Genomic DNA, 24343 nt, shown 5'->3' with positions numbered 1-24343 from the left:
AAGGAGGGGAACCCATGCACAATCATGACGAAAAAACCGGACTGGCCGGTCACAAGCACAGCACTGATCCGGCGATCCGCAAGCAGGAACTGTTGCGCGAGGGCGAGTACTTCCGCAGCAACGTCGCCTACGCCAAGGCGCAGATCCGCCACGCGGCGCATCCCGAGGTCATGCTGCACGGCGTGCTCGACCACGCCACCTCGGCGCTTCGGGTACGTGCCGACGCCTTGCTGCGGCCGACCGGCACCAGCGTGTCGGCACTGATGCCTTACGGTATGGCAGCGTTCAATTTCATCCGCCAGCGCCGCATGGGCAAGCAAGCCGCCGGCGCCGCCCTGGTGCTGGGCGCGATCGGGTATTACCTGAACAAGCGCCGCCAGCAGCGCGCGGGTTAACCGATACCGAAGGGCGAGACGACATCGCCTTGATATCGATATGGTGGGGCTTGAGCGGCGTCGCATGTAATGGGCGCCGTTTTTTTGCGTCTTCGGGAGCCGTGCTGTGCCGCCGACCCGTAGCGTGGGCAGATCCTGTCCACGCGTCCAACCGGCTTGCGATCAACCGCGCAACCGGTTTGCACGGTCTACGCATTGTTGACCGCGTGGGCAGGTAATTTCGGCCAATGCCCGGAATGGCGCCCGCCCTGCAGTGTGCGGCAATTCAGGCGTCAGCTAGTGCTGCGGACGCTTTAAGGCGTCTGCTCCTGGCCACCCACACGCTCCTTGGCCTGCACCATATCGCGCTGATACATCGCACGCGCTTGCCGCAAACAGGCACTGCGCTCGGCAGCCGGCACCCGCTTGCAGGCATTCTTCGCCTCCTGCAGCGCTGCGCCTATTTCTTTCTGCAGGGTGCGCAACCTGGCTTGGCTGGTCGCGTCTTCGCGGTACCAGCGGGCCGGGTCGCCTTGCGCGATTTCACGCGCCTGCTGGCTGGCTGCAACGGGTTCGACCAGAGTGTCGCCCTGCGTCTGCATCTGTGGTTGCGTCGGGGTTTGCGTCTGCGCGTGGGCGAACAGGGCCGTGCCGAGCAGGCAGGCGCAGGCGCCACGGAATAGGGGAGTGAGATATCGCATGCTTGCCTCCAGGGAGGATGATCTGGCACCGGGGTGGCCAGGGTAGCGCGGCCAGTGGCTTGCCGGCAGCGAGTCCAGGACCGGCACGGCGACAACGGGACTTCCTGCCGGGCTGATGCCTGAGGAAGGCTGTGGCGCCCGCGCGGCATCAAACCGGCGGGGCCAGCAGCAGGGTTAGCGGGAAGGGCGCATGCTCGCGCCGCTCCCCCGTACCCGAACTAACTGATCAATAGCGGTAGACGCGGCCGTCGACGATGCGCACGCGGTTGCCGACGCGCAGGTCGTACACGCTGTCCTGGGTGACGGCGCGGTATTCGCCGTTATCCATGCGTACGTTGATCTGGTAGTTCTCCTGGCCGCCGTTGGCACTGCGGTTGCGCTCGACGTTGTTGCCGATCGCCGCGCCGGCCACGCCGCCTGCGACGGTGGCAGCCGTACGGCCGCTACCGCTACCGACCTGGTTGCCGGCCAGTGCGCCGACCACGCCGCCCAGGATTGCGCCGGCGCCGCTGGTGCGGTTGGCGCCTTGGGTTACCTGGATCGATTCGATCGTGCCATAGCCCATCGACACATTGTTGTTGTAGCCGGAGTTGTAGCCGTCGTTGTAAGGCTGCGACGAGGTGCTGGCACAGCCGGTGAGCAGTGCCGAGGTCGCAAGTACGGCAACAGCAAAGGTACGGGTCGCTTTCATGTTGTTCTCCTGACAAAAGTGTGAGTTCAGAATAATGATTGCTACAGCCGGGGTCTGTGCGTTGCCTAACCGTCCTTACTCTACGTTTTGTTAGTTGAACAAATCGACTTTAATCAAGCAATTGTTGTGTAAATGCTCATGTGTTCGGCAGCGAACAGAAGACCTGCCGCAGCGCGTGTAAAACGTCCTTAGCGTGTTGACAAATGGAGAATAAAAAATGAAAACAACCCATGCTTTCCTGCTGGTCGGTACAGCGCTTGCCTGGGCGAACACGGCGCTGGCCCAGGCTGTGCCGGATCCGAAGGCCACCTACGAACAAGCGCGCGCAACGGCAGAAGCCAATTACAAGGGCGCCCGCGCCCGCTGCGACCTGATCGCCGGCAACCCGCACGACCTGTGCATGGCCGAAGCCAAGGCTGCCCGGGTGCGCATCGATGAAGAAGCCGAGGCCGCCTACAAGAACACCCTGTCGGCTTATACCCAGGCCCGCATGAAGATTGCGTCGGCCAACTTCGACCGCGACAAGGTGCGCTGTGCTGCCGTGACCGGCAACGACCGCGACGTCTGCATGGAGCAGGCCAAGGCCACCCTGGTCGCTGCGCAGGCCGACGCCAAGGCCGACCGCAAGAGCATCGAAGCGCGCCTCGATGCACGCGAAGACAAGCTCGCCGCCGAGTACCGCGTCGCGATTGAAAAATGCGACGCCTATGCCGGAGCAGTCAAGGACCAGTGCGTCAGCGCTGCCAAGACCGCGTTCCGGAAATAATCAGCGGGCCGGCGTGCCGGCACCGCCCACACTGCCCGTTTGGGCTCGTTTTAGTAGTTTTACCCGTAGTTTGACCACTTTTATCCAGGAGCTATCATGAAAATTGCACAACGCCTCGTCACCGCTTCCTTCGCTGCCGTCATCGCCATCACCTCGGTTGGCTGCGCTTCGACCCCGACCAGCACCAGCGCCGGCGAGTATGTCGATGATGCAGTCATCACCACCAAGGTGAAGGCTGCCTTCGCTGCAGACCCAACCGTCAAGGCCACCGAAATCAACGTCGAGACCTTCAAAGGCGACGTCCAGCTGTCGGGCTTCGTTGCCCAGCCAGGCGATGCCCAGCGCGCGGTGGAAATCGCACGCGGCGTGAAAGGTGTAACCTCGGTGAAGAACGACATCCGCGTCAAGTAATGTACTGAGCCGGGGCGGCCCGGCTCCATTGTCAAGGCACCATCCATGCAGCTTGCACCAACCGAACCGGCACAACCTGCCTCGATAGCGCCTGACAATACCGCCCCGGTGGCGCCGGCCCCCAACGGGCCCGGCGCCGAACCCGGCCCTGCAGGCGACGAGCTCACCATGCACGTGGGCGGCCTGCGGCTGCCGATCCACGTCAATGCACGCGGACTCTCGCTCGGCATCCTCGCCACCATTGCTTCCATCTTTGCACTGCAGTGGGCACAGAAATTCTTCGTGCCGCTCCTGCTTGGCATCTTCATCGCCTACACCCTCAATCCGGTCGTACGCTGGCTCGAGCGCTGGCATATCAAGCGCGCCATCGGCGCGACCCTCGTGACCGTGCTCATCCTCGGCGCCATGGGCGGCACCCTATACCGTTTGCAGGACGAGTTCTTCAACATCATTGACGAGCTGCCGACGCTCACGCACAAGGTCACGCGCATCCTGACCAGCAGCAGCACCCCCGGAGAGCGCTCGACCATCCAGCAGGTGCAGGCCGCCGCCGCCGAGATCGAACGCGCCGCCTCGAATGCCGGCGGCGGCGAGCCGCGCCGCGCGATTCAGAAGCGTACCCAGGCCGTGCCTGCGGTACCGGGCGCCGGCGCACCGGGCATCCGCGTCATGGACTGGGTGCTGGCCGGTTCGGTCAGCCTGGCGACCTTCCTGTCGCAGGCCACCATGGTGATCTTCCTGGTGTTCTTCCTGCTGCTGGCAGGCGACACCTTCAAGCGCAAGCTGGTCAAGCTGACCGGCCCCTCGCTCACCCGCAAGAAAGTCACGGTCCACATCCTGGACGACATCAATACCTCGATCCAGAACTACATGTTCATGCTGCTGGTGACGAATATCCTGCTGGCGCTGCTGACCTGGGCGGCGCTGCGCGCCATCGGCCTGGAAAACGCCGGCGCCTGGGCCGCCTTTGCCGGCGTGGCCCATGTCATCCCGTATTTCGGGCCGCTCCTGATCACCATGGCCACCGGCGCCGTCGCCTTCTTCCAGTTCGAGTCGCTACGCATGGTGATCCTGGTGGCCGGCTCGTCGCTGGGCATCGCGACCCTCGTCGGCATGGTCGTCACTACCTGGATGACAGGCAAGATCGCCAAGATGAACCCGGCCGCCGTGTTCGTCAGCCTGCTGTTCTGGGGCTGGCTGTGGGGGATGTGGGGCCTGCTCCTGGGCATTCCCGTGGTGGTGGTGCTGAAGGTGATTGCCGAGCGCGTGGAAGGGATGGAAGTGGTGGCGGAGTTGCTGGGGGAGTAAGATCTTCCGCGCACCCTACGATTTCGTGGCCGTGCGGTCAGCCCGGCCACGATTCCCACATTACACGGCGCGGCCGTCCTTCCACGTTCCCGTTCGCGCCGGCGCTTTCTTCCCCGGTTCATCCCGGGGCACATCCCCGGTCTCTTCTTTCGGCTTGTGCTTCAGGCTCCCCAGCTTGAGCGCATACTGCCGCGCAAACTCGGCGCCCAGGAAGAAGATTTGCGCCGAGTAATACACCCACAGCAGTAGGGCAATCAAGGACCCGGCCGCGCCGAAGCTGTCCGCCGCGCCGCTGTTACCGATGTAGAGCCCGATCAGGAATTTCCCCAGCGAGAACATGGCCGCGGTGCCGATCGCGCCGATGATCACGTCATGCCAGGACAGCTTGATGCGCGGCAGCAGCTTGTAGATCACACCGAACAGGGTGGCGATCACCAGGAAGCTGATGGCCCGGGCAACCCAGCCCATGATGAATGCGGCTTCCTTCCACATGCCGCCGATATAGTTCTCGACCACAGCCAGTGCGGCGCTCACCACGAGCGAGACCATCAGCAGGAAACCCAGCACCAGGATCAGCCCGAAGGAGAGCAGGCGGGTGCGCACCAGGTCCCAGAAGCCGGCGTCCTTCGGCGGCGGCACGCCCCAGATTTCGTCCAGGCTGTCCTTGAGTTCGGCAAACACACTGGTGGCGCCGACCAGCAGCAGCGCGCCGGCCACGATGGTGGCCCACAGGCCGTCTTCCTTGTTGCGCGCACCGGCCAGGATGGCCTGGATGGTCTCGGCGCCCTGGGTGCCGACCAGGCCGCGCAGTTCGTCGAGCAACTGGCCCTGCGCGGCTTCATGCCCGTAGAACAGGCCGGCCACGGCAATCACCAGCACCAGGATCGGCGCCAGCGAGAACAGGGTATAGAAGGCCAGTGCGGCCCCCTTGCTGGCAGCGCGGTGGGCCAGCCATTCGGTGGCAGCGCAGCGCAGGACGCCCACCAGCTGACGCGAATACGGTCGCCACTTTTTGACATCCATGTTTCATTCTCCAAGTAAAAAAGGGGCCGAAGCCCCCTGTATCAGCACGCCCCGAGCCGGCTAGTAGCGCCGCAGGCGGCCAGACTAGCCGGGCAGGGCCGGCCGGTTGTTACTGCACGCGTTTCTCGACGGTGATCTGCTCGACTTCGACGCGGCGGTTAGGTTCCAGGCAGTCGATCAGCGCCTTGCGGTTCTTCTCGGTGCACTGGACCAACGGGTTGGCTTCGCCCTTGCCGTAGGCCTTCAGGCGGTTACCGTCGACGCCCTTGCTGACCAGGTAGTCACGCACGGCGTTGGCGCGGCGCTCCGACAGCTTCAGGTTGTACTTTTCCGAACCCAGGCGGTCAGTGTGGCCGGTGATGTCGACGTCGGTGATGCTGGTATCGGCCTGCAGGGCGGCAGCGATCTCGTCGAGCTTCGGCGACGGCATGATGATGTCGGCCTTGTCGAACTCGAACAGCTTGGTCGCTTCCAGGGTCACTTTCTCGAACCTGGCCTGTGGCGCTGGCGCCGGGGCTTCGGCCATCGGGGCCGGTGCCGCTGCCGGGGTGACGATGGCGGCTGCCGGCGGCGGGTTGAACGCGTAGTTCAGGCCCAGGGTAAAGTATTTGTTGTTGCTGCGATGAAAGCCGAACTGCTCGTTGTCGCGCAGGTGGCCGCGCACGCTGCGCAGGTCGGCCTGGAGCGACCATTGCGGGGTCAGGGACGCCTGGAAGCCGATACCGGCGGTAAGGTAAGGCGAATTCTTGCCGACGCGGCGCAGCGGATTTTCTACCTTGTCACGCTCGAGGCCCAGGCCGACCAGCACGAATGGGCGGAAGCGGTCACGCGAGAACATCAGCAGGGCGTCGGCGCCCAGCAGGGTCTGGCGGTAGTTGGCGGCACCGTCTTCGAAGCGCACCTGGCTGGCGCCAAACTGGATGTCCCACATTGGCGAGACGGCCTTGCCGAACTTCAGGCCCGCGCCCCAATCGCGATCGCGCACGCCAAAGTCGCTGTCTGGCTTGGCGTGGATGACATTCGGCTGGATGTACCACGATGGGTTGATTTCTTGCGCCATGGTGGTGCCAGCCGAGCACAGGATGGCCACGGCCAGGGCGATCTTCTTCGAATTATTCACAGGTAACTCCCATAAGGTGAAGGTTGTTGACATCGCAAGCTTTAAAGCAGGTGTTGGATAAAGAATAACAGTGCAAGTTCCGCACCCTTCGTGCGGTACCGCACCTATCTGGCGTGCGCTGTGCGAATTTACAACAGTGATAAAAAACAACGAAAATCCCTGCCGTGCGCGCCGGATCGGCGCAAACGGGTAAGTTCAAGTTCTCCAATGAAAACTATCTTGGCTAGCCTGCTTGTCTGGAGTGCTTGCGGGAATGACCTCAAATGTGGGATGGCGCACAGACCAAGAGGGGGTGACGCAGGCAATCTTGAGCCCAGTTAAGCGGAACCGAGGTGTTGTCAGGGTGTCAAACGACACACAGCGACCCGGACCACACAGTCTCTCTCTTTCATTGGAGCTCACCAATATGCATGCAACGACTCATCACAACGCGATGCAAGGCGACATCGGCGCAGTGCACACTTCCAGCAACTCCGCGCTGATCGAACGCGTCCCGCCGCAGCCTACCGAGCGCGCGCCCATCTCCCTGGCGCCGATCGAACGTGTCCGCTCCACCTCGGCCACGCAGCGTCGGATCGAGAACATGCAGAAGCTGATCAACGAGCTCTCGACCCACGAAATGCTGGCCGACGAAATCGCCTGGTTCCTGAAGTTCTCGCCATCGGGCGCCCGCAAGTACATCCGCGACCTGCGCGAAGCCGGCGTCATCGAACTGGCACGCTATATCGAAGGTACCGCCACCTACCTGGGCAAGGCCGTCTACCAGATCTGCCCGGATCAAGACCGCGTGAAGGCCTTCCTGGCAGCGATCTGCCAGCCAAAGCGCGAAGGCGCCGCCCCACGCAAGGAGCGTCCGGGCCTGCGCGAGCAGAACATGGCCGGCAGCGGCCGCCACTTCCACATCCTGGCGGACGACACCCATTACGCCATCCGCGTGAACCGCAGCCCGGTCACCCGCGATCCGCTGGTCGCAGCGCTGTTCGGCCCACCGCCAGGCCAGACCGCCAAGTAATCGCCAGACCGACGCGCCCCAGTGCGCGACCCGGTGCGCCGCGGACGAGACACGCGGCAGCTGCCGGTCCGACGATCGCTGTCGTCCTTCATGCCGCGCCTTGTGCGCGGCTTTGTTTTTTCGGTTGAACAATTATTTGCGATGGGCGCGTTGAAATCCCCTTAATGAGCCTTACCTCCCTTTCACCGCGGCGCCAGCTTGCCGCTCACAGGAAAGGAAGCCCCAATGTTACCGACCGCATCTTCGACACTGCCAAGCCCGGAGGCGCTCCAGGGCAAACCGGTCCCGTGCGTGACCTTCAAGGCGCGCCCCGACGACCAATGGCAGGACCTGAGCACCGACGAGCTGTTCAAGGGAAAGACGGTGGTCGTGTTCTCGCTGCCCGGGGCCTTCACCCCTACCTGTTCCTCGACCCACTTGCCGCGCTATAACGAACTGGCCCCGGTGCTGCGCGAGAACGGAGTCGACGACATCCTGTGCATTTCGGTCAACGACGCCTTCGTCATGAACCAGTGGAAAGCGGGCCAGGACGCCACCAACATCACCGTGATACCGGACGGCAACGGCGACTTCACCGAAGGCATGGGCATGCTGGTCGACAAGCGCGACCTCGGCTTTGGCAAGCGTTCCTGGCGCTATGCGATGCTGGTCAAGGACGGCATCATCGACAGGATTTTCATCGAGCCCGACCGCGAAGGCGACCCGTTCGAGGTGTCCGACGCCGACACCATGCTCCGCTATATCAATCCCGAGGCGAAGATTCCCGAAGCGGTGGTGATGTTCTCGCGCCCCGGCTGCCCGCATTGTGCGCGCGCCAAATCGGCGCTGAGCGAGAATGGCATCGTGTTCACCGATATTTCGGAAGACCAGAAGATCACCACCAATGTGCTGCGCGCCGTCACCGGCAGCCTCACCTGGCCGCAGGTCTTCGTCGGCGGCCGATTGATCGGCGGCGCCGACGACGTGCACGATTACCTCGCCACCAAAGGACGCTGAATGGAAGGCATCATTGCCGGCATCCTTGCGGCCGGCCTGCTGGCGGTCTGGCAGCTGCCCCGGTGGCGGCTGCGCCGGGCGCTCGGGCGTCCGCTCGCACCCGCGCATATCGCCGTCCTCGAGCGCAACGTCGCCCAGTACGCCGGCATGGACGGCGCCCAGCGTGCCCGCTTGCAGCGCTTGGTCCAGCAATTCCTGCACGAGAAGACTTTCGTCGGCTGCGCCGGCCTGGAGGTCACCGACGAGATGCGCCTGACCATTGCGGCCCAGGCCTGCCTCCTGGTGCTCGGCCGGGCAGGCGAGGCGGTCCCGGCCAAGGTCTATCCATCGCTGCATGCGGTGCTGGTGTATCCGGGCGCCTTCCTGGTGCCGCGGCGCGAGGTCGATGCCGCCGGTGTCGTCTCCGAGCAGCGCCAGGACCTGCTGGGCGAATCCTGGGGCGATGGCCGCGTGATCCTGTCCTGGGACCACGTGCGTCGCGCCGGCATGATTGATGCTCCCTCCCACAACGTGGTACTGCACGAGTTCGCCCACCAGCTCGACAGCGAAGCGGGCAGCACCAATGGCGCGCCTTATCTCGGCAGCACTGAGCGCTATCGCAGCTGGTCCGAAGTATTGTCGCGCGACTATGCCAACTTGCGGCGCGACGCGATGTGGGGCCAGCAGAGCGTGCTCGACCATTACGGGGCCAGCAGCCCGGCCGAGTTCTTCGCGGTGGCCACCGAGAGCTTCTTCGAGCAGCCGCACGCACTGGCCGTGCGCCATCCCGAACTGTACGGGGAATTCCTGAAATACTACCGGCTCGATCCGCGCGCCTGGATGCCGGAACCCGTGTTCATCGACGAGGGCTTCGGCGAGCACGTGGTCTACGGGCAGTGGAGGTAAGCTGCGTGCGTCTGCGTACAGAGGGAGCGCGACGCAGGGCGCATAGTCGAGCTACAACGATCAAGGAGAAATCGATATGTCCACAATTATCGCAGGGCGTTTCCAGCTTCAGGAAGACGTCGACCGCGCCCGCCAGGCCCTGGCCGAGGCCGGCTTCGACGCCAACCGTATCAGCGGCTTTTACCTGAGCCAGCCAGGCCAGCACGACCAGACCCCGATCGGCGGCGACAACATCCAGTCTCCGGGCGCCAAGGAAACCCCGGAAGGCGTGGTCAAGGGGGTCGCTACCGGCGGCGCAGTCGGCATGGCCATTGGCGCGGCCACCTCGCCGCTCACCGGACCGCTGGGCCCGATCGTCGGCGGCCTGGTCGGCGGCCACGTCGGCTCGCTGTTCAGCTTTTCCAAGATGAAGGAGCGCGGCGAGTCGGAAGAGGGCGGCGAGAACCGCATTCCGCCGCGCGAGGCCGGCATGCTGGTGGCCGTGGCTTTTGATGATGCCGGCATGGCCGACAGCGCGATCGACGTGCTGCGCCGCCTGGGTGCTCACCACCTCGAGCGGGCCGACGGCAATATCGCCGATGGCGACTGGGCCGATTTCGATCCGAGCAGCCGGCCCCAGCTGATCGCCTGAAGCCGCTGTCGGACCCGCCGGCGGGCTTGATTTCGATCAATAAGTCAGGCCGGACGCTTCCCTGCACTCGGTAGCTCGCGCTCGGCGGACTGGCTGTTCCCGATGAACGCGGTGGCGGGCATGGTGGCCTGGCTGGTGTCGGAAGAGGCCGGTTTCGTCACTGGCGCCAACCTGGCGATAATGGCGGGCAGCACATGTGCTGAAGCGGCGGCGCCCGGTCAGTCTCGGGACTGGACCGGGCGCCTGTGCTGCGGGGAAATCGCTCGCCAGGCCGCGGCAGGGCTTGTTCAGCTTGCCTTGGCCGGCGGCTTCGGCGCCAGGGCTTCGATCGCCTTGACCTGCTTGTGGATTTTCTCGAGCGCCACCAACACCGGCACGGCCTGGCCCGTTGCGGCGGCGGCGGCCAGGGCCAGCAATCCCCCAACCAGGCTGGTGACTTCGCCGATGACGCCAATGCGGCGGATCTTCTCGGCCGCGTCTGCGGTGAGCTTGACTAGCTGGGCCTGGGGCTTGCCGAGGGCGCGGACGATGAAGGTGGCGGCATCCGCATACAGGCCGTTGGCGCGCTGGCGCAGCAGCACTTCGTCCTCGAGCAGGGCGCGCGCCGTGGCCTGCACCTTGTCGGGCACCGGTCCGCCGGCATAGGCGCGGATTTCGCGCATGACGCGCTCGTGGATCTGGTCGGCGCAGGCCGAGAGCTGGTCGGCCAGCTCGACGATCTGGTCGGGCGTGGCCAGGCCGCTGCCGGTACCCGGCACTGCTGCCGGTTCCGCTGTGGCTTCGGTGGCCGCAGCCTCCATCGAGGGCACGGTGACTGCGGGGGCGTGGTCCTGGGCCAGGGCGGCTTCGGCGTCGCCCGGCACGGTAGCGGAAGGGGCGGCGGCTGCGTCGCCTTTGGTACGAGGTAGGGTCGGTGCCATGTGCTCTCCTGTCATTCGCCCGACAGCCCATCGCGAATCAGGCGCAGGTCGCGGCCGTAGTTTTCCAGCAGGCGCCGGAATTCATCCGTGGACAGCTTGCCGAGGTTCTCGCGCATCTTCTGGTGCCCCAGCGCGACCTTGGTCAGGCCCTGCAACGCCAGCTCGTAGCGGCGGTCGACCAGCTTGTACTCGGTGGCCTTGTTCAGGTAATGCACCTTGGCCAGCGTCACCAGCATGCGGTCGGCGTTGCGCGTCGAAAACGGGATCTCGACATCGAAGATGCCCAGGATGGTCTTCTTTTCATTTTCATTGGTCTTGTAGTAGAGCCGGGTGAGCTGGATCATGGCGTCCAGCAGCACCTGCACGTCGGCGTCCCCATCGCGCACCATGGTTTCCACGCTGCGGTTCTGGTAGCTTGATGCGATCACGCGCGTGAGCAGCCGGGTCATGCCGGTATAGGCGGTGATGTGGCGCTGCTGCAGGCCAGACTCGCTATTCGCCTTCAGGCCATTGCCGAGGTCATCGATGCGGGCGGACAGGTCGTAGCGGGTATCGCCGGCCAGCAGGCTCAGGGTCTGCATGTAGAGCACGAGGGTCTTCTGGATGGCGATGAAGTCCTCGTACACGGCCTTGCGCTTGGCGTCGTTCTCCCGTCCCATCTTGTCGGTGGCAGGGGAGAGGTAGGGCTGTTCGCGCCCGTAGGTGTCGCGGTAGCGGCGCGCCAGTTCGGCATAGCCGCCCAGCTTGGCCGAAGCGTCGGCGAATTCGCGTACTTCCTGCAGGCTGACCGGACCGCCGGTGGAGGCGCAGCCGCCCAGCCATAGCAGGCACAGCAGGAGCAGACGGGTAAATATATATCGCAGCATGGGCCCCTTCCTGGCCGCATGAGACGGCCCGAAAGGTCCATTGTTTCAAACTCCGTCCGGCACGGTCTTGCTTATGGTCAATTACCTGGCCTTGGCGAGGTCGAAGTGTGGATTCTGGATCACGCCGAACAGGTTGCCGTCGGGGTCACGCACGGTGGCGACGCGGATGCCGCCGCCGACGTCGGCCACGGGCGACTCGATTTCGGCGCCCAGCTTGACCAGGCGCGCGACTTCGGCGTCGGCGTCCTCGGTGCCCCAGTAGGCAGTGCCGCCCGTGACGCCGGGTTCGCCGTCCGGGATCAGGCCCAGCTCGAAACCGCCGACCTCGAAGCCCACGTAGAAGACTTCATTGAAATAGGGCGCATATCCGACGACCTGCTCGTACCAGGCGGTGGAATCGGGCAAATTCGTAACGGGGTAAATGACGGTGCGCAATCCCTGGATCATGCTGGCTCCTCTGCCGAGTAAAGCATCGATGTTGCCCGATTGCTCACTTCCTGTCCAGCGAGCTCAGCGGGAGGCCGCGCGTACTTCCTTGAACCAGTCCAGCGACGCCTGGGTGTCGCCCTGCGGGCTGTACTCGCAGCCGATCCAGCCCTCGTAGCCCAGCTCGTCCAGCAGGCGGAACAGGTAGGGGAAATTGATCTCGCCCGTGCCGGGCTGGTGGCGGCCCGGGACGTCGGCCAGCTGGATGTGACGGATCAGAGGCAGGAATTCGCGGATGGTGCCGGCGAGCTCGCCTTCCATGCGCTGGGCGTGATAGATGTCGTACTGCAGGAACAAATTAGGAGCATCGCATTCGGCAATGATGGCTGCGGCCTGGCGCGTGCCGGTCAGGAAATAACCAGGGATGTCGCGGGTGTTGATTGGCTCGATCAGCAGCTCGATGCCATGCGCCGCGCACTGCGCCGCGGCGTAGCGCAGGTTGTCGACATAGGCGGCGTGGGCGCGTTCCTGCGGGACGTTCGGCGGCAGCTTGCCGGCGGGGCAGTGCAGGCGGCGCACGCCCAGCTCGGTCGCGTATTCGAGGCCCAGGGCCACGCTCTCCTCGAACTCGCGCGCACGGCGCGGATCGCAGGCAATGCCGCGCTCGCCACCGGCCCAGTCGCCGCCCGGCAGGTTGTGCAGGACGAGTGCCAGGTCGTAGCGCTGCAGGCGCTGGGTGATCTGGCGCGGCTCGAAGGCATACGGGAACTGGAATTCGACCGCGTCGAAACCGGCCGCGCGGGCCATGCCGAAGCGCTCGAGGAAGGCGACTTCGGTAAATAGCGTACTCAGGTTGGAGGCGAATGTGGGCATCGTGCTCTGGTGAGGAAATGGAGCCCTATGCTAAACCAAACCGCCGTCGAGAGCAGGAACCGCCGCGGCATGCCGCATTCAGATGCTCGCGTTCGGATTGCCCGACATCTGTGCCAGCGCGGCATTGAGCCCAAGCAGCTCCGCGCGCACGCTGCCCACCAGGTTGTTGCTGACGATATTCACGACCGACTCCGCGTTGCCGACCAGTTCGCTGCCGGTTGGGGTGATGATCGCAAAGCCGACCCGTGCATCGCGCGGATCGCTCTCGCGGCCGACCAGGCCAATCTTCTCGAGCGGTAGCAGCGCCCGTGTCACGGCCGAGGCCGTCAAACCCACGCATTCCGCCAGGTCGACCCGGCGCAAGCGTCCGCCAGGTGCCAGGTTCAGGTGGCGCAGGATCTGGTAATCCGAAAAGCTGATGCCGTGATGGCTGCCGAGCGCCGAATCGAAGCGGCGCACCAGCGCCGTCGTCACGCGCGCCATGCGCAGGCAGAACTCGGTCTCCGGAGGCAAGGGGGCGGAACTCATCATTATCCTTTCGATGTACTTTATAGATCATTGAACATACAACTATATGCCTGCTTATGCTCACGTGCAAGCGAAAACCACGCGGCTCTCATAAACCAATGAGGGTCAGAGTGCAATTATCGGGAAATTTAACAATCTTTCCCATTAATTGCACTCTGACCCTAATTAGCTGGCTGCAGAGGCTGTTGCAAAACAATTAGGGTCAGAGTCGAATTACAGGAAACTTTTGATAGTTTCCGAATAATTCGACTCTGACCCTAATTACGTGGCTCTAGCAGAGCCACGGAGCAAACTCGGTGCTTGCTTAGCGGTCGCGGCCTGGGCGCGAAGCGCTGGCTGGACGGGGGCCGCTCGGGCGCTTGGCGCCGGCCGCGGCGGGGGCGCCGCCCGGGCTGCGGGGCTTGCCGCCACCGCCGCCGTTGCCGCCACGGTTGCCGCCTGCACCGCCACCACCACCGGCGCCGCGGTTGCCCGCAGGACGGCCGCCGCCACCACCGCCACGGCCGCCATGGCCGGGCGCGCCGCTGCGCAGCTGGATCGGCTGGGCCTTGGCGTTCAGGTCAGGCTCGAAGCCCGGGATGACCTGGCGCGGAAGGGTTTGCTTGATCAGCTTTTCAATGTCTTTCAACATCTGGTGCTCGTCCACGCAGACCAGCGACACGGCTTCACCGGTCGCGCCGGCACGGCCGGTACGGCCGATGCGGTGCACGTAGTCTTCCGGGATGTTCGGCAGGTCGTAGTTCACCACGTGCGGCAGCTGGTCAATGTCGATGCCGCGCGCCGCGATGTCGGTGGCAACCAGCACTTGCAGGCTGCCATCCTTGAACTCCGCCAGGGCCTTGGTGCGGGCGGTCTGGCTCTTGTTGCCGTGGATCGCCATCGCGCCGATGCCGTCCTTGCCGAGCTGCTCGACCAGCTTGTTGGCGCCATGCTTGGTGCGGGTGAAGACCAGCACCTGTTCCCAGTCGTTCTCCTTGATCAGGTGCGACAGCATCGGGTGCTTCTTGTCGCGGTCGACCGGGTGGATCTTCTGCGAGATGACTTCGACGGTCGAGTTGCGGCGTGCCACTTCGATCGATGCCGGGTTGTCCAGCAGCTTGTCCGCCAGGGCCTTGATGTCGTCCGAGAAAGTGGCCGAGAACAGCAGATTCTGGCGCTTCGGCGGCAACAGGGCCAGCACTTTCTTGATGTCGTGGATGAAGCCCATGTCCAGCATGCGGTCGGCTTCGTCCAGGATCAGGATTTCCACTTTCGACAGGTCGACGGTGCGCTGGCCGGCGTGGTCCAGCAGGCGGCCCGGCGTGGCAACGAGTACGTCGACGCCATGCTTGAGCAGTTTGATCTGCGGGTTGATGCCGACGCCGCCGAAGATCACGGCCGAGTTCAGGTTGGTGTACTTGCCGTACAGGCGCACGCTTTCCTCGACCTGGGCCGCGAGTTCGCGGGTCGGGGTCAGCACCAGGGCGCGGATGGCGCGCGGTGCGGTCTTGCTTTTGAGCGCGGCGCCGATGGCATCGGTCGACAGGCGCTGCAGGATCGGCAGGGTGAAGCCGGCGGTCTTGCCGGTGCCGGTCTGTGCGCCGGCCAGCAGGTCGCCGCCGTTCAGCACTGCGGGGATCGCCTGTGCCTGGATCGGGGTCGGCGTGGTATAGCCTTGTTCAGTAACGGCGCGAACAATCGCGTCGGACAAACCGAGAGTAGAAAATGACATGAATTCTTTATATAAAAAATGGTCCGCCGCCAAGAACAGCGCCAGTCCGTGAAAATCGGATTAGTCATTGCAGGCGGGACGCAGTGGACACCGCGGGAACGCCGGACGCTGCCACGCCTGAAGATTCAGGCGTGTACAGCCGGGATTATAGAGAAGTTGTTTCTCAATGGAAAGTTTCTGACCGGGACTTTCCGTCCGGTGAAGCGGGGTGAGTTGATGTCGCCCCGGAAGCACAGCGGGTATTTTACGCGAAAGGCGAGAGGAGCGGGATCATGGCGCCAAAAACCTTCGGGCCGGCGGCGATCACATCGCCTTTATGCAGGTAATCCGACTCGCCGGAGAACTCGCCGACGATGCCGCCGGCTTCGGTCACGAGCAGGGCGCCCGCGGCGATGTCCCAGACTTTCAGGCCCTTTTCATAGAAACCGTCGATGCGGCCGGCGGCCACGTTGGCCAGTTCCAGCGCGGCCGAACCGCTGCTGCGCACGCCGTGGCAGCGCGAGGCGACGACTTCGTACATGCGCAGGTATTCGGCCAGGGCGCGCGGATCGGGGCCGTGGCCCGAGGACAGCAGGGCCTTGCCCAGGCGGTCGTGGTTGCGCACTCGGATGCGCTTGTCGTTCAGGTAGGCGCCGGCGCCCTTGGTGGCGGTGAACAGGTCGTTGCGCACCGGGTCGTAGACCAGGGCATTGGTGGTGATGCCGCGCTGTTGCAGGGCGATCGAGATGCAGTAGTTGGGATAGCCGTGCAGGAAGTTCGTGGTGCCGTCGATCGGGTCGATGATCCACACGAACTCGCTCTCGTCATTCAGATTGGCCGACGCACCGCTTTCTTCCGCCAGGATGGCGTGGCCCGGATAGGCCTTCAGCAGCGTTTCCACGATGGCCTGCTCGGCCGCCTGGTCGATATCGGTGACGAAATCGTTGTGTTGTTTTTCAGAAACGGTGATACGGTCGATGTCGAAGGACGCCCGGTTGATGACGGTGGCGGCGCGGCGTGCGGCCTTGATGGCCGTGTTGAGCATTGGGTGCATGGAGGCTTTCCGTGAAAAAACGCGAACGCCCACCACGCAAGGATGCGCCGTGAACGGTCAGCTATTAGAGAATGACAAAGAGCAAAGCGGTGCCGAAACCGTTAGAATTCCCGGACTTGTCGTCCATGAATCCACCTGTCTGCACCGCGCGATAGCGCTATTTTAAATGAACCCGACCGAAATCAACACGTCTCTTTTTAAACGCCTGCGTTTTGTGCTGGTCGAAACCAGCCGCGCGGGCAATGTCGGGTCGGTTGCGCGGGCCATGAAGACAATGGGTTTCACCGAACTGGTGCTGGTCACGCCGCGCTGTACGGACCCCCTGAATGACCCGGAAGCGGTGGCCTTTGCCAGCGGCGCGATCGACGTGCTGCAGGGCGCGCGTATCGTCGGCAGCATGCAGGAAGCCCTGGACGGCTGCAATTTCGCGGCGGCCGTGTCGGCCCGCCTGCGCGAGTTCTCGCCGCCAGTCTGGACCCCGCGTGCCTTTGCCACCCACGCAGCCGCCCAGGAAGACGTGAGGCCCGCCCTCATCCTCGGCAACGAACGGGTCGGCCTGCCCAACGCGATCGTCGAGGGCTGCAATGTCCTGATCAACATCCCGGCCAATCCAGACTACTCCTCGCTGAATTTGTCGCAGGCGGCCCAGGTGCTGGCCTACGAATGCCGGATGGCGACCATGGAGGACGCAGGCGGCACGGTCGACGGGCGCGGCGTGGGCTTTCATGGCGACGCCGCCAGCGTGACCCAGGTCGACGGGATGTATGCGCACCTCGAACAGGCGCTGGTGGCGATTGGTTTCCTCAACGCCGACAATCCGAAGAAGCTGATGCCGCGCCTGAAGCGCCTGTTCGCGCGCACGGGCTTGGAAACCGAAGAAGTCAACATCCTGCGCGGCATCGCCAGCGAAATCCTCAAGCGCGTCCCGCCGAAATAAGCCCGCACAGGATATTTGCCGCGTAAGCACTGGATGCAAATATCCTTTGCATCCCGCGTCGCCATGGCAAATGAATGACGTTTTCTTAGACGCAGCCCTCTAGTCCTGGCCTCCTGAGGGTGTTTCCCTTTGTCGTACACTAGGAAAAACACAAGAGACAGAACATGGGGACATCCAGAAGAAGCTTCCTGAAAGCTGGCGGCGTGGCCGCGCTGGCGCTTGCCGCCGGCGGCGCGCTGTACCGGGCCACGCATACCAACACGCCACAACGCTTCGCGCTCGATGGCGAAGCACGCGCCGCGTTGCATGCGATCGCCCCCGCGATCCTGGCCGGCGCCTTGCCCCAGGATGCAGGCCGCGCGGCCGCCTTGTCGGACGCTATCGACGGCGTGCATGCCGCCATCCTCGGCCTGCCGCCCGCTACCCAGGCGGAAATCCAGGACCTCTTCGGCCTGCTCGCTCTGGCGCCTGCGCGCCACCTGCTGACCGGGATTGCCGGCGGATGGGAAGGGGCCCGCATCGAGGAGGTCAGCGCCTTCCTGCAGGACTGGCGCCTGCATCGGCTTGGGCTGCTGCGCACCGCCTACCACGCGCTGCACGACCTGGTGCTGGGCGCCTGGTATGCGCAGCCGTCCAGCTGGGCCGCGACCGGCTATCCGGGGCCGATGAAGGAGTTCGCATGAGCGCGCCCATCATTGCTGATCCAGTCCGGGAAGGCGTCGCCCGCGGCTGGAAGATCATCGATGGCTCCACCATCACCAATGACCGTACTTTGGAAGCAGACGTCGTCATCGTCGGCAGCGGCGCCGGCGGCGGCGTCACCGCGGAGATCCTGGCGTGCTCGGGCTTGTCGGTCATCGTGGTGGAAGAGGGCGCGCTGAAGTCCTCGAGCGACTTCAGGATGCGGGAAGCCGAGGCCTACCCGTCGCTCTACCAGGAATCGGCCGCGCGCAAGACCGCTGACAAGGCCATCAACATCCTGCAAGGCCGCACCGTGGGCGGCTCCACGACCGTCAACTGGACCTCGAGCTTCCGCACCCCGCCCGCCACCCTGGAATGGTGGCGCCGGCACCATGCGCTGCCCGATGCCACGCCGGAAGCGCTGGCCCCGTGGTTCGCCATGATGGAAGCGCGCCTGCACATTGGCGACTGGGCCGGCGCGCCCAACGAGAACAACGACGTGCTGCGGCGCGGCGCGCACAAGCTCGGCATCGACACTGGCCTCATCCGCCGCAACGTCAACGGCTGCTGGAACCTCGGCTATTGCGGCATGGGCTGCCCGACCAATGCCAAGCAGTCGATGCTGGTCACGACCATTCCGGCCGCGCTGGAGCAGGGCGCAACGCTTGTCACGCGCGCAAGGGCCCAGCAGCTGGTGTTCGAGGGCGAGCGTGCCGACACGCTGCTCTGCCAGGCGCTCGATTCGGCAGGCATCGCCGCGAACGGACGCAGCTTGAGACTGCGCGCGCGCCACTACGTGGTCGCGGGCGGCGCCATCAACTCGCCGGCGCTGCTGCTGCGCTCCAAGGCCCCCGACCCCAGCGGCATGCTCGGCAAGCGCACCTTCCTGCACCCGACCCTGATCTCCTCTGCTTTTTTTCCGCAGCGGGTCGAAGCCTGGGCCGGCGCGCCGCAGACCGTCTATTCCGATCACTTCCTGAAGGGCAGTCCGGACGGCCCAATCGGCTACAAGCTGGAGGCTCCGCCCCTGCACCCGCTGCTGCTGGCCACCACCATGAACGGCTTCGGCGAGCAGCATGCGCAGATGATGCGCGAGTTCCCGCATTTGCAGGGGATGCTGGCGCTGCTGCGCGACGGCTTCCACGACGATGCGATCGGCGGCACGGTGCGCCTGCGCGGCGACGGCAGCCCTGAGCTCGACTATCCCCTGACCGACTACCTGTGGGATGGCGCGCGCCGCGCGCTCCTCACGATGGCCGAGATCCAGTTCGCGGCCGGCGCGCGCGAGGTGCTGCCGGCGCATGAGCTGTCGCGCCGCTACCGCTCCTGGAGCGAAGCGAAGCTTGCTATCGCCGCGCTGCCGCAGCAGGTGCACCTGACGCGCGTGGCCTCGGCCCACGTCATGGGCGGCTGCGCGATGTCCGGCGACGAGCAGCGCGGCGTGACCACGCCCGATGGCCGCTACCGCGGGCTGTCGAACGTCTCGGTGCACGACGGCTCGCTGTTCCCGACCTCGCTCGGCGCCAATCCGCAGCTGTCGATCTATGCGCTGACGGCCAAGCTCGCGAGCAGCCTGGCGACGGCGCTCACCGGGCGCCCGACCGCGCCGCTCGCATGAAGGCCTTGAGCGCGCGCGCCCTGCTGCGGCTGATCCTGGTGCTGCAGGCCCTGGCCGGCCTTGGCATCGGCGTCGCCGCCGTCGAAGCATTCGGCGCCACGCGCTGGCAGGCCTTGGCCGCGGGACTGGGCAGCGTGCTGCTGGTGCGCCTGCTCATCAACGCCAACAACTTTGTCATGAGCGCGCGCTACGCCAGCCCGACGCCAAGCGAACACCGGCTCGGCATGGCTGGGCGCCTGCGCATGTTCGGCGAGGAGTTTTCAGCCAGCATGCTGCAGTCCTCGTGGACCATGCCGCGCGCCCGGCCCTGCACGCGCATCTATCCGGGGTCGACCGCGCCGCCCGTGCTGCTGCTGCACGGCTACGGCTGCAACAGCGGCTACTGGTCGCGCCTGATGCCGCTGCTCGACGCCGCCCGCATCAGCCACGCGGCGGTCGACCTCGAGCCGCTGACCGGCGACATCGGCGCCTATGCGCCCCTGGTCGAGCAGGCTGTGGACGCGTTGTGCGCCGCCACCGGCGCCGGCAAGATCGTGGTCGTTGCCCACAGCATGGGCGGGCTGGTGGCGCGCGCCTGGATGCGCGCCTTCGGCACCGCCAGGGTAGCACGCGTGATCACGCTCGGCACGCCGCACCACGGCACCTGCCTGGCCGCTTTCGGCATCGGCCTGAACGCCGCGCAGATGCGCCGTACCTACCCCGACGACCCCGCCGGGCTGCCCGAGTGCGACTGGCTGCGCGCCCTGGCGGCCAGCGAAACCCCGGCTACGCGGGCCCTGGTCACCTCGATCTACACCCACCACGACAACATCGTTTCGCCGCAGACCTCGAGCGAACTGCCGGGTGCGCGCAACATCGCGTTCGGAGGCGTCGGCCACGTGGCGCTCGGCCGTAACCGGCGCGTGCTGGACGCCCTCATGCGCGAGCTTTCCCCCATGCCGCAAGGGTAGGGGTAGCTGTATTTACGAGGCCCGTGCTACATTAACCACAACGCCTACCTGGAGCGCCGTCTTGGCCCGCATCCTGATCATTGAAGACAATCCAGCCAACGTCGAGCTGATGACGTTCCTGCTGACGGCCTATGGCCACGTCGCGCTCTCCGCACCCGATGGCGCGCGCGGCATTGCCATGGCGCGCGCCGAGCCGCCAGACCTGGTCGCCTGCGACGTCAACCTGCCCGGCATGAACGGCTTCGCGGTGCTGGGCGCGCTCAAGGCCGAGCCGGCACTGGCTGGCGTGCCGGTGCTGGCCGTGACCGCGCTGGCAATGGCGGGCGACCGCGAAAAAGTGCTGGCGGCCGGCTTCGACGGCTATATCAGCAAGCCGATCGAACCCGAAAGCTTCGTCGCCGAGCTCGAAGCCTTCCTGCTGCCCGCAAGCGCCCCCGCGCCCGCGCCCGCGCCACAGGCACAACCCGTGGCGGCCGCGCCTTCGCCCGCAGGGCGGCCCACCGTCCTGCTGGTGGACGACGATCCCTTCATGCTGGCCGTGCTGGCCGAGATGCTCGAGTCCGAACCCTGGCGCGTGCTCAGTGCCGCTTCCGGCGCCGAGGCGCTGGCCTTGCTCGCGCGCGAACCGGTCGAGGTGATCCTGTGCGACCAGTCGATGCCCGCCATGAGCGGCACCGAAGTGCTGGCCCAGGTGGCTGAACGCTATCCGCGCACGGTGCGCCTGATGCTCACTGGCCAGCAAGACCTGGCCGAGATCGATGCCGCCCTGCGCGCCGGCATCGCCGATGCACACTACGCCAAGCCGGTGTCCGCACCAGGCCTGCGCCTGAGCATCCGCGACGCCGTCGCGCTGCAGCGCCGCCGCGCTTCCACCTGAAGGTCGTTCGCAAGCCCGTTTAGAAGCCGGTTTCTACTGTGCGTGCCTACAATGGCCGCACCAGTTCCAGGAGGCCTCCGCCATGACCAAGAAACTTCCCGCACCCGACGACGACGAGGCGCTCGCGCGCGCCGTGCGCGACTCCGCCCAGCAGATCTGGCAGGCCGGCCTGGGCGCCTTTGCCAAGGCCCAGGAAGAGGGCGGCAGCTCCTTCACCCGCCTGGTGCGCGACGGCAGCGCCCTGCAAAAGCGCGCGCGCGAAGTCGAGGAAGCTACCGGCACCGTGGCGCGCGCCGCCGAACGCGCCAGCCGCCGCAGCGGCGGCTCCTGGGGCAAGCTGGAACAGGTGTTCGAAGAACGCGTGGCGCGGGCCCTGGCCACCATCGGCGTGCCGGCCGCCGGCGAGGTCGAGGCACTGCGCCGGCGCGTCGACGATCTCGAGAAAATGCTGGCCGACTTCGCCACGCGCCTGCCTCTGCCCCCGCCCAAACCGCGCACCCGCCGCGCCCAAAAAGGCACGATCGTGCAGGAAGATGGCGAAGGCACCTGAAACGGGGCCTGCCGCGCTGTCGCAATGGCATCATTTGGTGTTATTCTCCGGGCTGGCACCATAAACTTCGCCCTTCATGCAACAAAAAGCTCCGCGCCGGACCCGTGAACGCATCCTCGAGCTCTCGCTCAGGCTGTTCAACGAATTCGGCGAGCCGAACATCACGACGACGGTCATTGCCGAGGAGATGAATATCTCGCCCGGCAACCTCTACTATCACTTCCGTAACAAGGACGACATCGTCAACTCGATCTTCAATCAGTTCGAGGCGGAGATCGAGCGCATCCTCACCGTGCCGGCGGGGCGCCGCTCGAACATGGAAGACGTCTGGCTCTACCTGCACCTGATGTTCGAGCTGATCTGGCGCTACCGCTTCTTTTATCGCGACCTGAACGACCTGCTGTCGCGCAACCGCAAGCTCGAACTGCATTTCAAGGCCATCCTCGCCCACAAGATCAAGGTCGCCCGCCAGCTGTGCGAAGACCTGCGCAGCGAAGGCTCGCTCGACGCATCCGACCAGCAGATCGGCGCCATGGCCACCAACATGGTGGTGGTGGCGACGTATTGGCTGTCTTATGAATACGTGCGCAACCCGCGCAAGTACAGCGAGCAGCAGGCGATCGCCGATGCACTCGCGCGCGGCTGCTACCAGGTGCTGTCGATGCTCGGCCCCTACCTGCGCGGCGATACCCGCCTGCTGTTCGAGAAGCTGTCCGAGGAATACCTCAAGAAGCTCTCCGCCGAGGCCCGCCCCGGCGCCGATTTCCTGTAACGCTCATTCGCTCACGATGAAAACCCTGGCCGTCTATTGCGGCGCCGCGCACGGCGCCAATCCCTTCTACGCCGACGCGGCCCGCCTGCTCGCGGCATCGCTGGTCGAGCACAACATCGGCCTGGTCTACGGCGGCGGCAAGGTCGGCCTGATGGGCACCATCGCCGACGAAGTGCTGCGCCTGGGCGGCGAAGCCACCGGCGTGATCCCCAAGGCGCTGGTCGAGCGCGAGGTCGGCCACGCCGGCCTGACCCGCCTGTTCGTGGTCAAGGACATGCACGAGCGCAAAGCCATGATGGCCGACCTGTCGGAAGGCTTCATCGCCATGCCGGGCGGGATGGGCACGCTGGAAGAATTGTTCGAGATGCTGACCTGGGCCCAGCTCGGCATCCACGCCAAGCCGATCGGGCTGTTCAACCCTAACGGCTTCTGGGATGGCCTGGTGAGCTTCGTGCGCCACCAGTGCGAGGAGGGCTTCGTCCGGCCGGAGCACCTGGCGCTGATGCAGGTCGATGCGAATCCGGATGCCTTGATCCGGCGGCTGCGGGCTACGGTAGTGCCGATTCAGGCCCACTAAAGCTCACTTCACGCCAGCACGATCTGGTCGCGTCCGGCCTCCTTGGCCCGGTAGAGCGCCTTGTCGGCGCGGCTGATCGCGTCGGCGAAGGGTTCGCCGGCGCGGCGCGTGGCCAGGCCGGCCGAGAAGCTGATGCGGCGCCCGTCCAGGCCCGGCACCAGCATCGTGTGCACGCGCTCGGCCATGCGTTCCAGCACGGCGCGCGCGTCGCCGGGTACAGCGTCCGGCAGCAGCAGCAGGAATTCCTCGCCGCCCCAGCGCGCCAGCACGTCGCCCTCGCGCAGCGAGGCGCGCGCGGCGCTTGAAAAGCAGCGCAGCACCGTGTCGCCGACTGCGTGGCCGTGCAGGTCGTTGACCTGCTTGAAGAAATCGATGTCGAGCAGGGCGATGCAGGTGTCCGCCGCGGCGGCGCCTACCTGGCGCCGTTCCTCGGCATCGAGCACTTCGTTCATGTGGCGGCGGTTCACCAGCGAAGTCAGTTCGTCGACGGTGGCCAGCACGCGGATGGTCTCGAGCGCTTCGGTCAGCTCGCGCTTCTGGCGCTTCAGGCGCGAGCGCAGCTTGCTCATTTCACCGCTCAGGAGCGCGGTCGAGAGCAGCGCCCCGGCCAGGTAGCCGAAAGTCAGTGCTTCATTGGCCGGCGGGAAGCGCACCGGGTCGTGCGCCTGCAGCCACCACATGGTCGCGCCCATGCCGGCTATGGCGGCGCCGGTAAGCATCAGGGTCTGGCGCGGGCGCAGGGCGAACATGCAGAACACGATGATGACCACGGTCATGATCAGCATGGCCGCACGCAGCGACCCGGAAATGGCATAGGCCCAGCAGCCGCACACCAGCGAGAACACGGCCTGGGCGACGGCCAGCTGGTCGGGCGCCAGCTGGAGCCGGGCGTTGGCGCGGATCAGGAGGTAGAAGCCGAAGGCGCCGCAGCCGCCGAAGGCGATCAGGCTGTTGGCGGCGGCCGGGTGGCTCAGGCCCAGCTCGACCTGCACCAGCAGCATGCCGATGCAGGCGACGTAGAGCACGCAGGTGGCGGCCCAGTACTTGAGCATCCGTTGCAGGGCCGGATCGCTACCGCACAGCAGGAGGGTGAGGCGGCGCATCAG

At 65.4% G+C, this 24343-nt stretch carries 28 protein-coding genes; 16 read left to right on the top strand and 12 right to left on the bottom strand.

Features of this window, described 5'->3' with window-relative positions; genetic code table 11:
• The first annotated feature begins 14 nt into the window (after positions 1–14).
• Positions 15–395: a hypothetical protein gene (locus tag AC56K1_RS13430; protein ID WP_497158337.1), complete on the top strand. Its 381-nt coding sequence runs from the start codon at positions 15–17 to the stop codon at positions 393–395.
• A gap of 293 nt (positions 396–688) precedes the next feature.
• Here the strand turns inward: AC56K1_RS13430 and AC56K1_RS13425 are convergent, their stop codons facing one another.
• Complete coding sequence (locus AC56K1_RS13425; protein ID WP_497158336.1) at positions 689–1075, bottom strand: hypothetical protein; 387 nt, start codon at positions 1073–1075, stop codon at positions 689–691.
• Between the two features lie 226 nt (positions 1076–1301).
• Entirely contained in the window at positions 1302–1766 is a 465-nt protein-coding gene (locus AC56K1_RS13420) for an outer membrane lipoprotein (RefSeq protein ID WP_497158335.1), read from the bottom strand.
• A gap of 217 nt (positions 1767–1983) precedes the next feature.
• Here AC56K1_RS13420 and AC56K1_RS13415 point away from each other — a divergent pair, with 217 nt between their 5' ends.
• The 3 genes from AC56K1_RS13415 (at position 1984) to AC56K1_RS13405 (ending at position 4251) form a co-directional block, all read left to right on the top strand.
• Positions 1984–2532 (top strand): hypothetical protein, encoded by a 549-nt coding sequence (locus AC56K1_RS13415; RefSeq protein ID WP_497158334.1) that lies wholly within the window; start codon positions 1984–1986, stop codon positions 2530–2532.
• A gap of 96 nt (positions 2533–2628) precedes the next feature.
• Positions 2629–2943, top strand: a complete 315-nt coding sequence (locus AC56K1_RS13410; RefSeq protein ID WP_497127631.1) for a BON domain-containing protein — start codon at positions 2629–2631, stop codon at positions 2941–2943.
• 45 nt (positions 2944–2988) lie between these two features.
• Complete coding sequence (locus AC56K1_RS13405; protein ID WP_497158333.1) at positions 2989–4251, top strand: AI-2E family transporter; 1263 nt, start codon at positions 2989–2991, stop codon at positions 4249–4251.
• 60 nt (positions 4252–4311) lie between these two features.
• Here the strand turns inward: AC56K1_RS13405 and AC56K1_RS13400 are convergent, their stop codons facing one another.
• The gene (locus AC56K1_RS13400; RefSeq protein WP_497158332.1) at positions 4312–5274 is read right to left on the bottom strand and encodes a YihY/virulence factor BrkB family protein; all 963 of its coding nucleotides are present in this window, start codon (positions 5272–5274) and stop codon (positions 4312–4314) included.
• Between the two features lie 109 nt (positions 5275–5383).
• Positions 5384–6394 carry an OmpA family protein gene (locus tag AC56K1_RS13395; RefSeq protein ID WP_497158331.1) on the bottom strand — a complete coding sequence of 337 codons (1011 nt, stop codon included), beginning with the start codon at positions 6392–6394 and terminating at the stop codon, positions 5384–5386.
• A gap of 406 nt (positions 6395–6800) precedes the next feature.
• Between AC56K1_RS13395 and AC56K1_RS13390 the strand changes: the two genes are divergently transcribed.
• The 4 genes from AC56K1_RS13390 (at position 6801) to AC56K1_RS13375 (ending at position 9918) form a co-directional block, all read left to right on the top strand.
• Entirely contained in the window at positions 6801–7406 is a 606-nt protein-coding gene (locus AC56K1_RS13390) for a winged helix-turn-helix domain-containing protein (RefSeq protein ID WP_497158330.1), read from the top strand.
• A gap of 225 nt (positions 7407–7631) precedes the next feature.
• Positions 7632–8402, top strand: coding sequence for a glutathione peroxidase (locus AC56K1_RS13385; protein WP_497158329.1), 771 nt, complete (start codon positions 7632–7634; stop codon positions 8400–8402).
• Positions 8403–9287 carry a M90 family metallopeptidase gene (locus AC56K1_RS13380; RefSeq protein WP_497158328.1) on the top strand — a complete coding sequence of 295 codons (885 nt, stop codon included), beginning with the start codon at positions 8403–8405 and terminating at the stop codon, positions 9285–9287.
• A 76-nt stretch (positions 9288–9363) separates the two neighbouring features.
• Positions 9364–9918, top strand: coding sequence for a hypothetical protein (locus tag AC56K1_RS13375; protein WP_497158327.1), 555 nt, complete (start codon positions 9364–9366; stop codon positions 9916–9918).
• A 287-nt stretch (positions 9919–10205) separates the two neighbouring features.
• Here the strand turns inward: AC56K1_RS13375 and AC56K1_RS13370 are convergent, their stop codons facing one another.
• The 7 genes from AC56K1_RS13370 to AC56K1_RS13340 form a co-directional block, all read right to left on the bottom strand.
• Positions 10206–10838, bottom strand: a complete 633-nt coding sequence (locus AC56K1_RS13370) for a hypothetical protein (RefSeq protein ID WP_497158326.1) — start codon at positions 10836–10838, stop codon at positions 10206–10208.
• 11 nt (positions 10839–10849) lie between these two features.
• On the bottom strand, positions 10850–11704 hold the full coding sequence (locus tag AC56K1_RS13365; RefSeq protein WP_497158325.1) for a hypothetical protein: 855 nt from the start codon (positions 11702–11704) through the stop codon (positions 10850–10852).
• Between the two features lie 81 nt (positions 11705–11785).
• The gene (locus AC56K1_RS13360) at positions 11786–12151 is read right to left on the bottom strand and encodes a VOC family protein (protein ID WP_497158324.1); all 366 of its coding nucleotides are present in this window, start codon (positions 12149–12151) and stop codon (positions 11786–11788) included.
• Positions 12152–12214: 63 nt separating this feature from the next.
• Positions 12215–13003 carry a 2-oxo-tetronate isomerase gene (otnI, locus tag AC56K1_RS13355; protein ID WP_497158323.1) on the bottom strand — a complete coding sequence of 263 codons (789 nt, stop codon included), beginning with the start codon at positions 13001–13003 and terminating at the stop codon, positions 12215–12217.
• Between the two features lie 78 nt (positions 13004–13081).
• Positions 13082–13534, bottom strand: a complete 453-nt coding sequence (locus AC56K1_RS13350; RefSeq protein ID WP_497158322.1) for a MarR family winged helix-turn-helix transcriptional regulator — start codon at positions 13532–13534, stop codon at positions 13082–13084.
• 301 nt (positions 13535–13835) lie between these two features.
• On the bottom strand, positions 13836–15242 hold the full coding sequence (locus AC56K1_RS13345; protein WP_497158321.1) for a DEAD/DEAH box helicase: 1407 nt from the start codon (positions 15240–15242) through the stop codon (positions 13836–13838).
• A gap of 244 nt (positions 15243–15486) precedes the next feature.
• On the bottom strand, positions 15487–16266 hold the full coding sequence (locus AC56K1_RS13340; RefSeq protein ID WP_497158430.1) for an inositol monophosphatase family protein: 780 nt from the start codon (positions 16264–16266) through the stop codon (positions 15487–15489).
• A gap of 175 nt (positions 16267–16441) precedes the next feature.
• Here AC56K1_RS13340 and AC56K1_RS13335 point away from each other — a divergent pair, with 175 nt between their 5' ends.
• The 8 genes from AC56K1_RS13335 to AC56K1_RS13300 all read left to right on the top strand — a co-directional run bounded on the left by AC56K1_RS13335 (position 16442) and on the right by AC56K1_RS13300 (position 23237).
• Positions 16442–17212: an RNA methyltransferase gene (locus AC56K1_RS13335; RefSeq protein ID WP_497158320.1), complete on the top strand. Its 771-nt coding sequence runs from the start codon at positions 16442–16444 to the stop codon at positions 17210–17212.
• Positions 17213–17376: 164 nt separating this feature from the next.
• Entirely contained in the window at positions 17377–17895 is a 519-nt protein-coding gene (locus AC56K1_RS13330; protein ID WP_497158319.1) for a twin-arginine translocation signal domain-containing protein, read from the top strand.
• Positions 17892–19511: a GMC family oxidoreductase N-terminal domain-containing protein gene (locus AC56K1_RS13325; protein ID WP_497158318.1), complete on the top strand. Its 1620-nt coding sequence runs from the start codon at positions 17892–17894 to the stop codon at positions 19509–19511. The genes AC56K1_RS13330 and AC56K1_RS13325 overlap by 4 nt, the downstream gene beginning before the upstream one ends.
• Positions 19508–20461: an esterase/lipase family protein gene (locus tag AC56K1_RS13320; protein ID WP_497158317.1), complete on the top strand. Its 954-nt coding sequence runs from the start codon at positions 19508–19510 to the stop codon at positions 20459–20461. Before AC56K1_RS13325 ends, AC56K1_RS13320 begins: the two co-directional genes overlap by 4 nt.
• A 61-nt stretch (positions 20462–20522) precedes the next feature.
• Positions 20523–21338 carry a response regulator gene (locus tag AC56K1_RS13315; protein ID WP_497158316.1) on the top strand — a complete coding sequence of 272 codons (816 nt, stop codon included), beginning with the start codon at positions 20523–20525 and terminating at the stop codon, positions 21336–21338.
• A gap of 82 nt (positions 21339–21420) precedes the next feature.
• Positions 21421–21888, top strand: coding sequence for a phasin family protein (locus AC56K1_RS13310; RefSeq protein ID WP_497158315.1), 468 nt, complete (start codon positions 21421–21423; stop codon positions 21886–21888).
• Between the two features lie 76 nt (positions 21889–21964).
• The gene (locus AC56K1_RS13305) at positions 21965–22660 is read left to right on the top strand and encodes a TetR/AcrR family transcriptional regulator (RefSeq protein ID WP_497158314.1); all 696 of its coding nucleotides are present in this window, start codon (positions 21965–21967) and stop codon (positions 22658–22660) included.
• Between the two features lie 16 nt (positions 22661–22676).
• Positions 22677–23237, top strand: coding sequence for an LOG family protein (locus tag AC56K1_RS13300; RefSeq protein ID WP_497158313.1), 561 nt, complete (start codon positions 22677–22679; stop codon positions 23235–23237).
• An 8-nt stretch (positions 23238–23245) separates the two neighbouring features.
• Here AC56K1_RS13300 and AC56K1_RS13295 read toward each other — a convergent pair whose 3' ends face one another.
• Complete coding sequence (locus AC56K1_RS13295) at positions 23246–24340, bottom strand: GGDEF domain-containing protein (RefSeq protein ID WP_497158429.1); 1095 nt, start codon at positions 24338–24340, stop codon at positions 23246–23248.
• Positions 24341–24343: the final 3 nt, after the last annotated feature.

This window comes from Telluria sp. ZB4P37 (assembly GCF_059685855.1).
The sequence above is the reverse complement of the archived record's forward strand: the minus strand, read 5'-3'. Positions and strand labels throughout refer to the sequence as shown.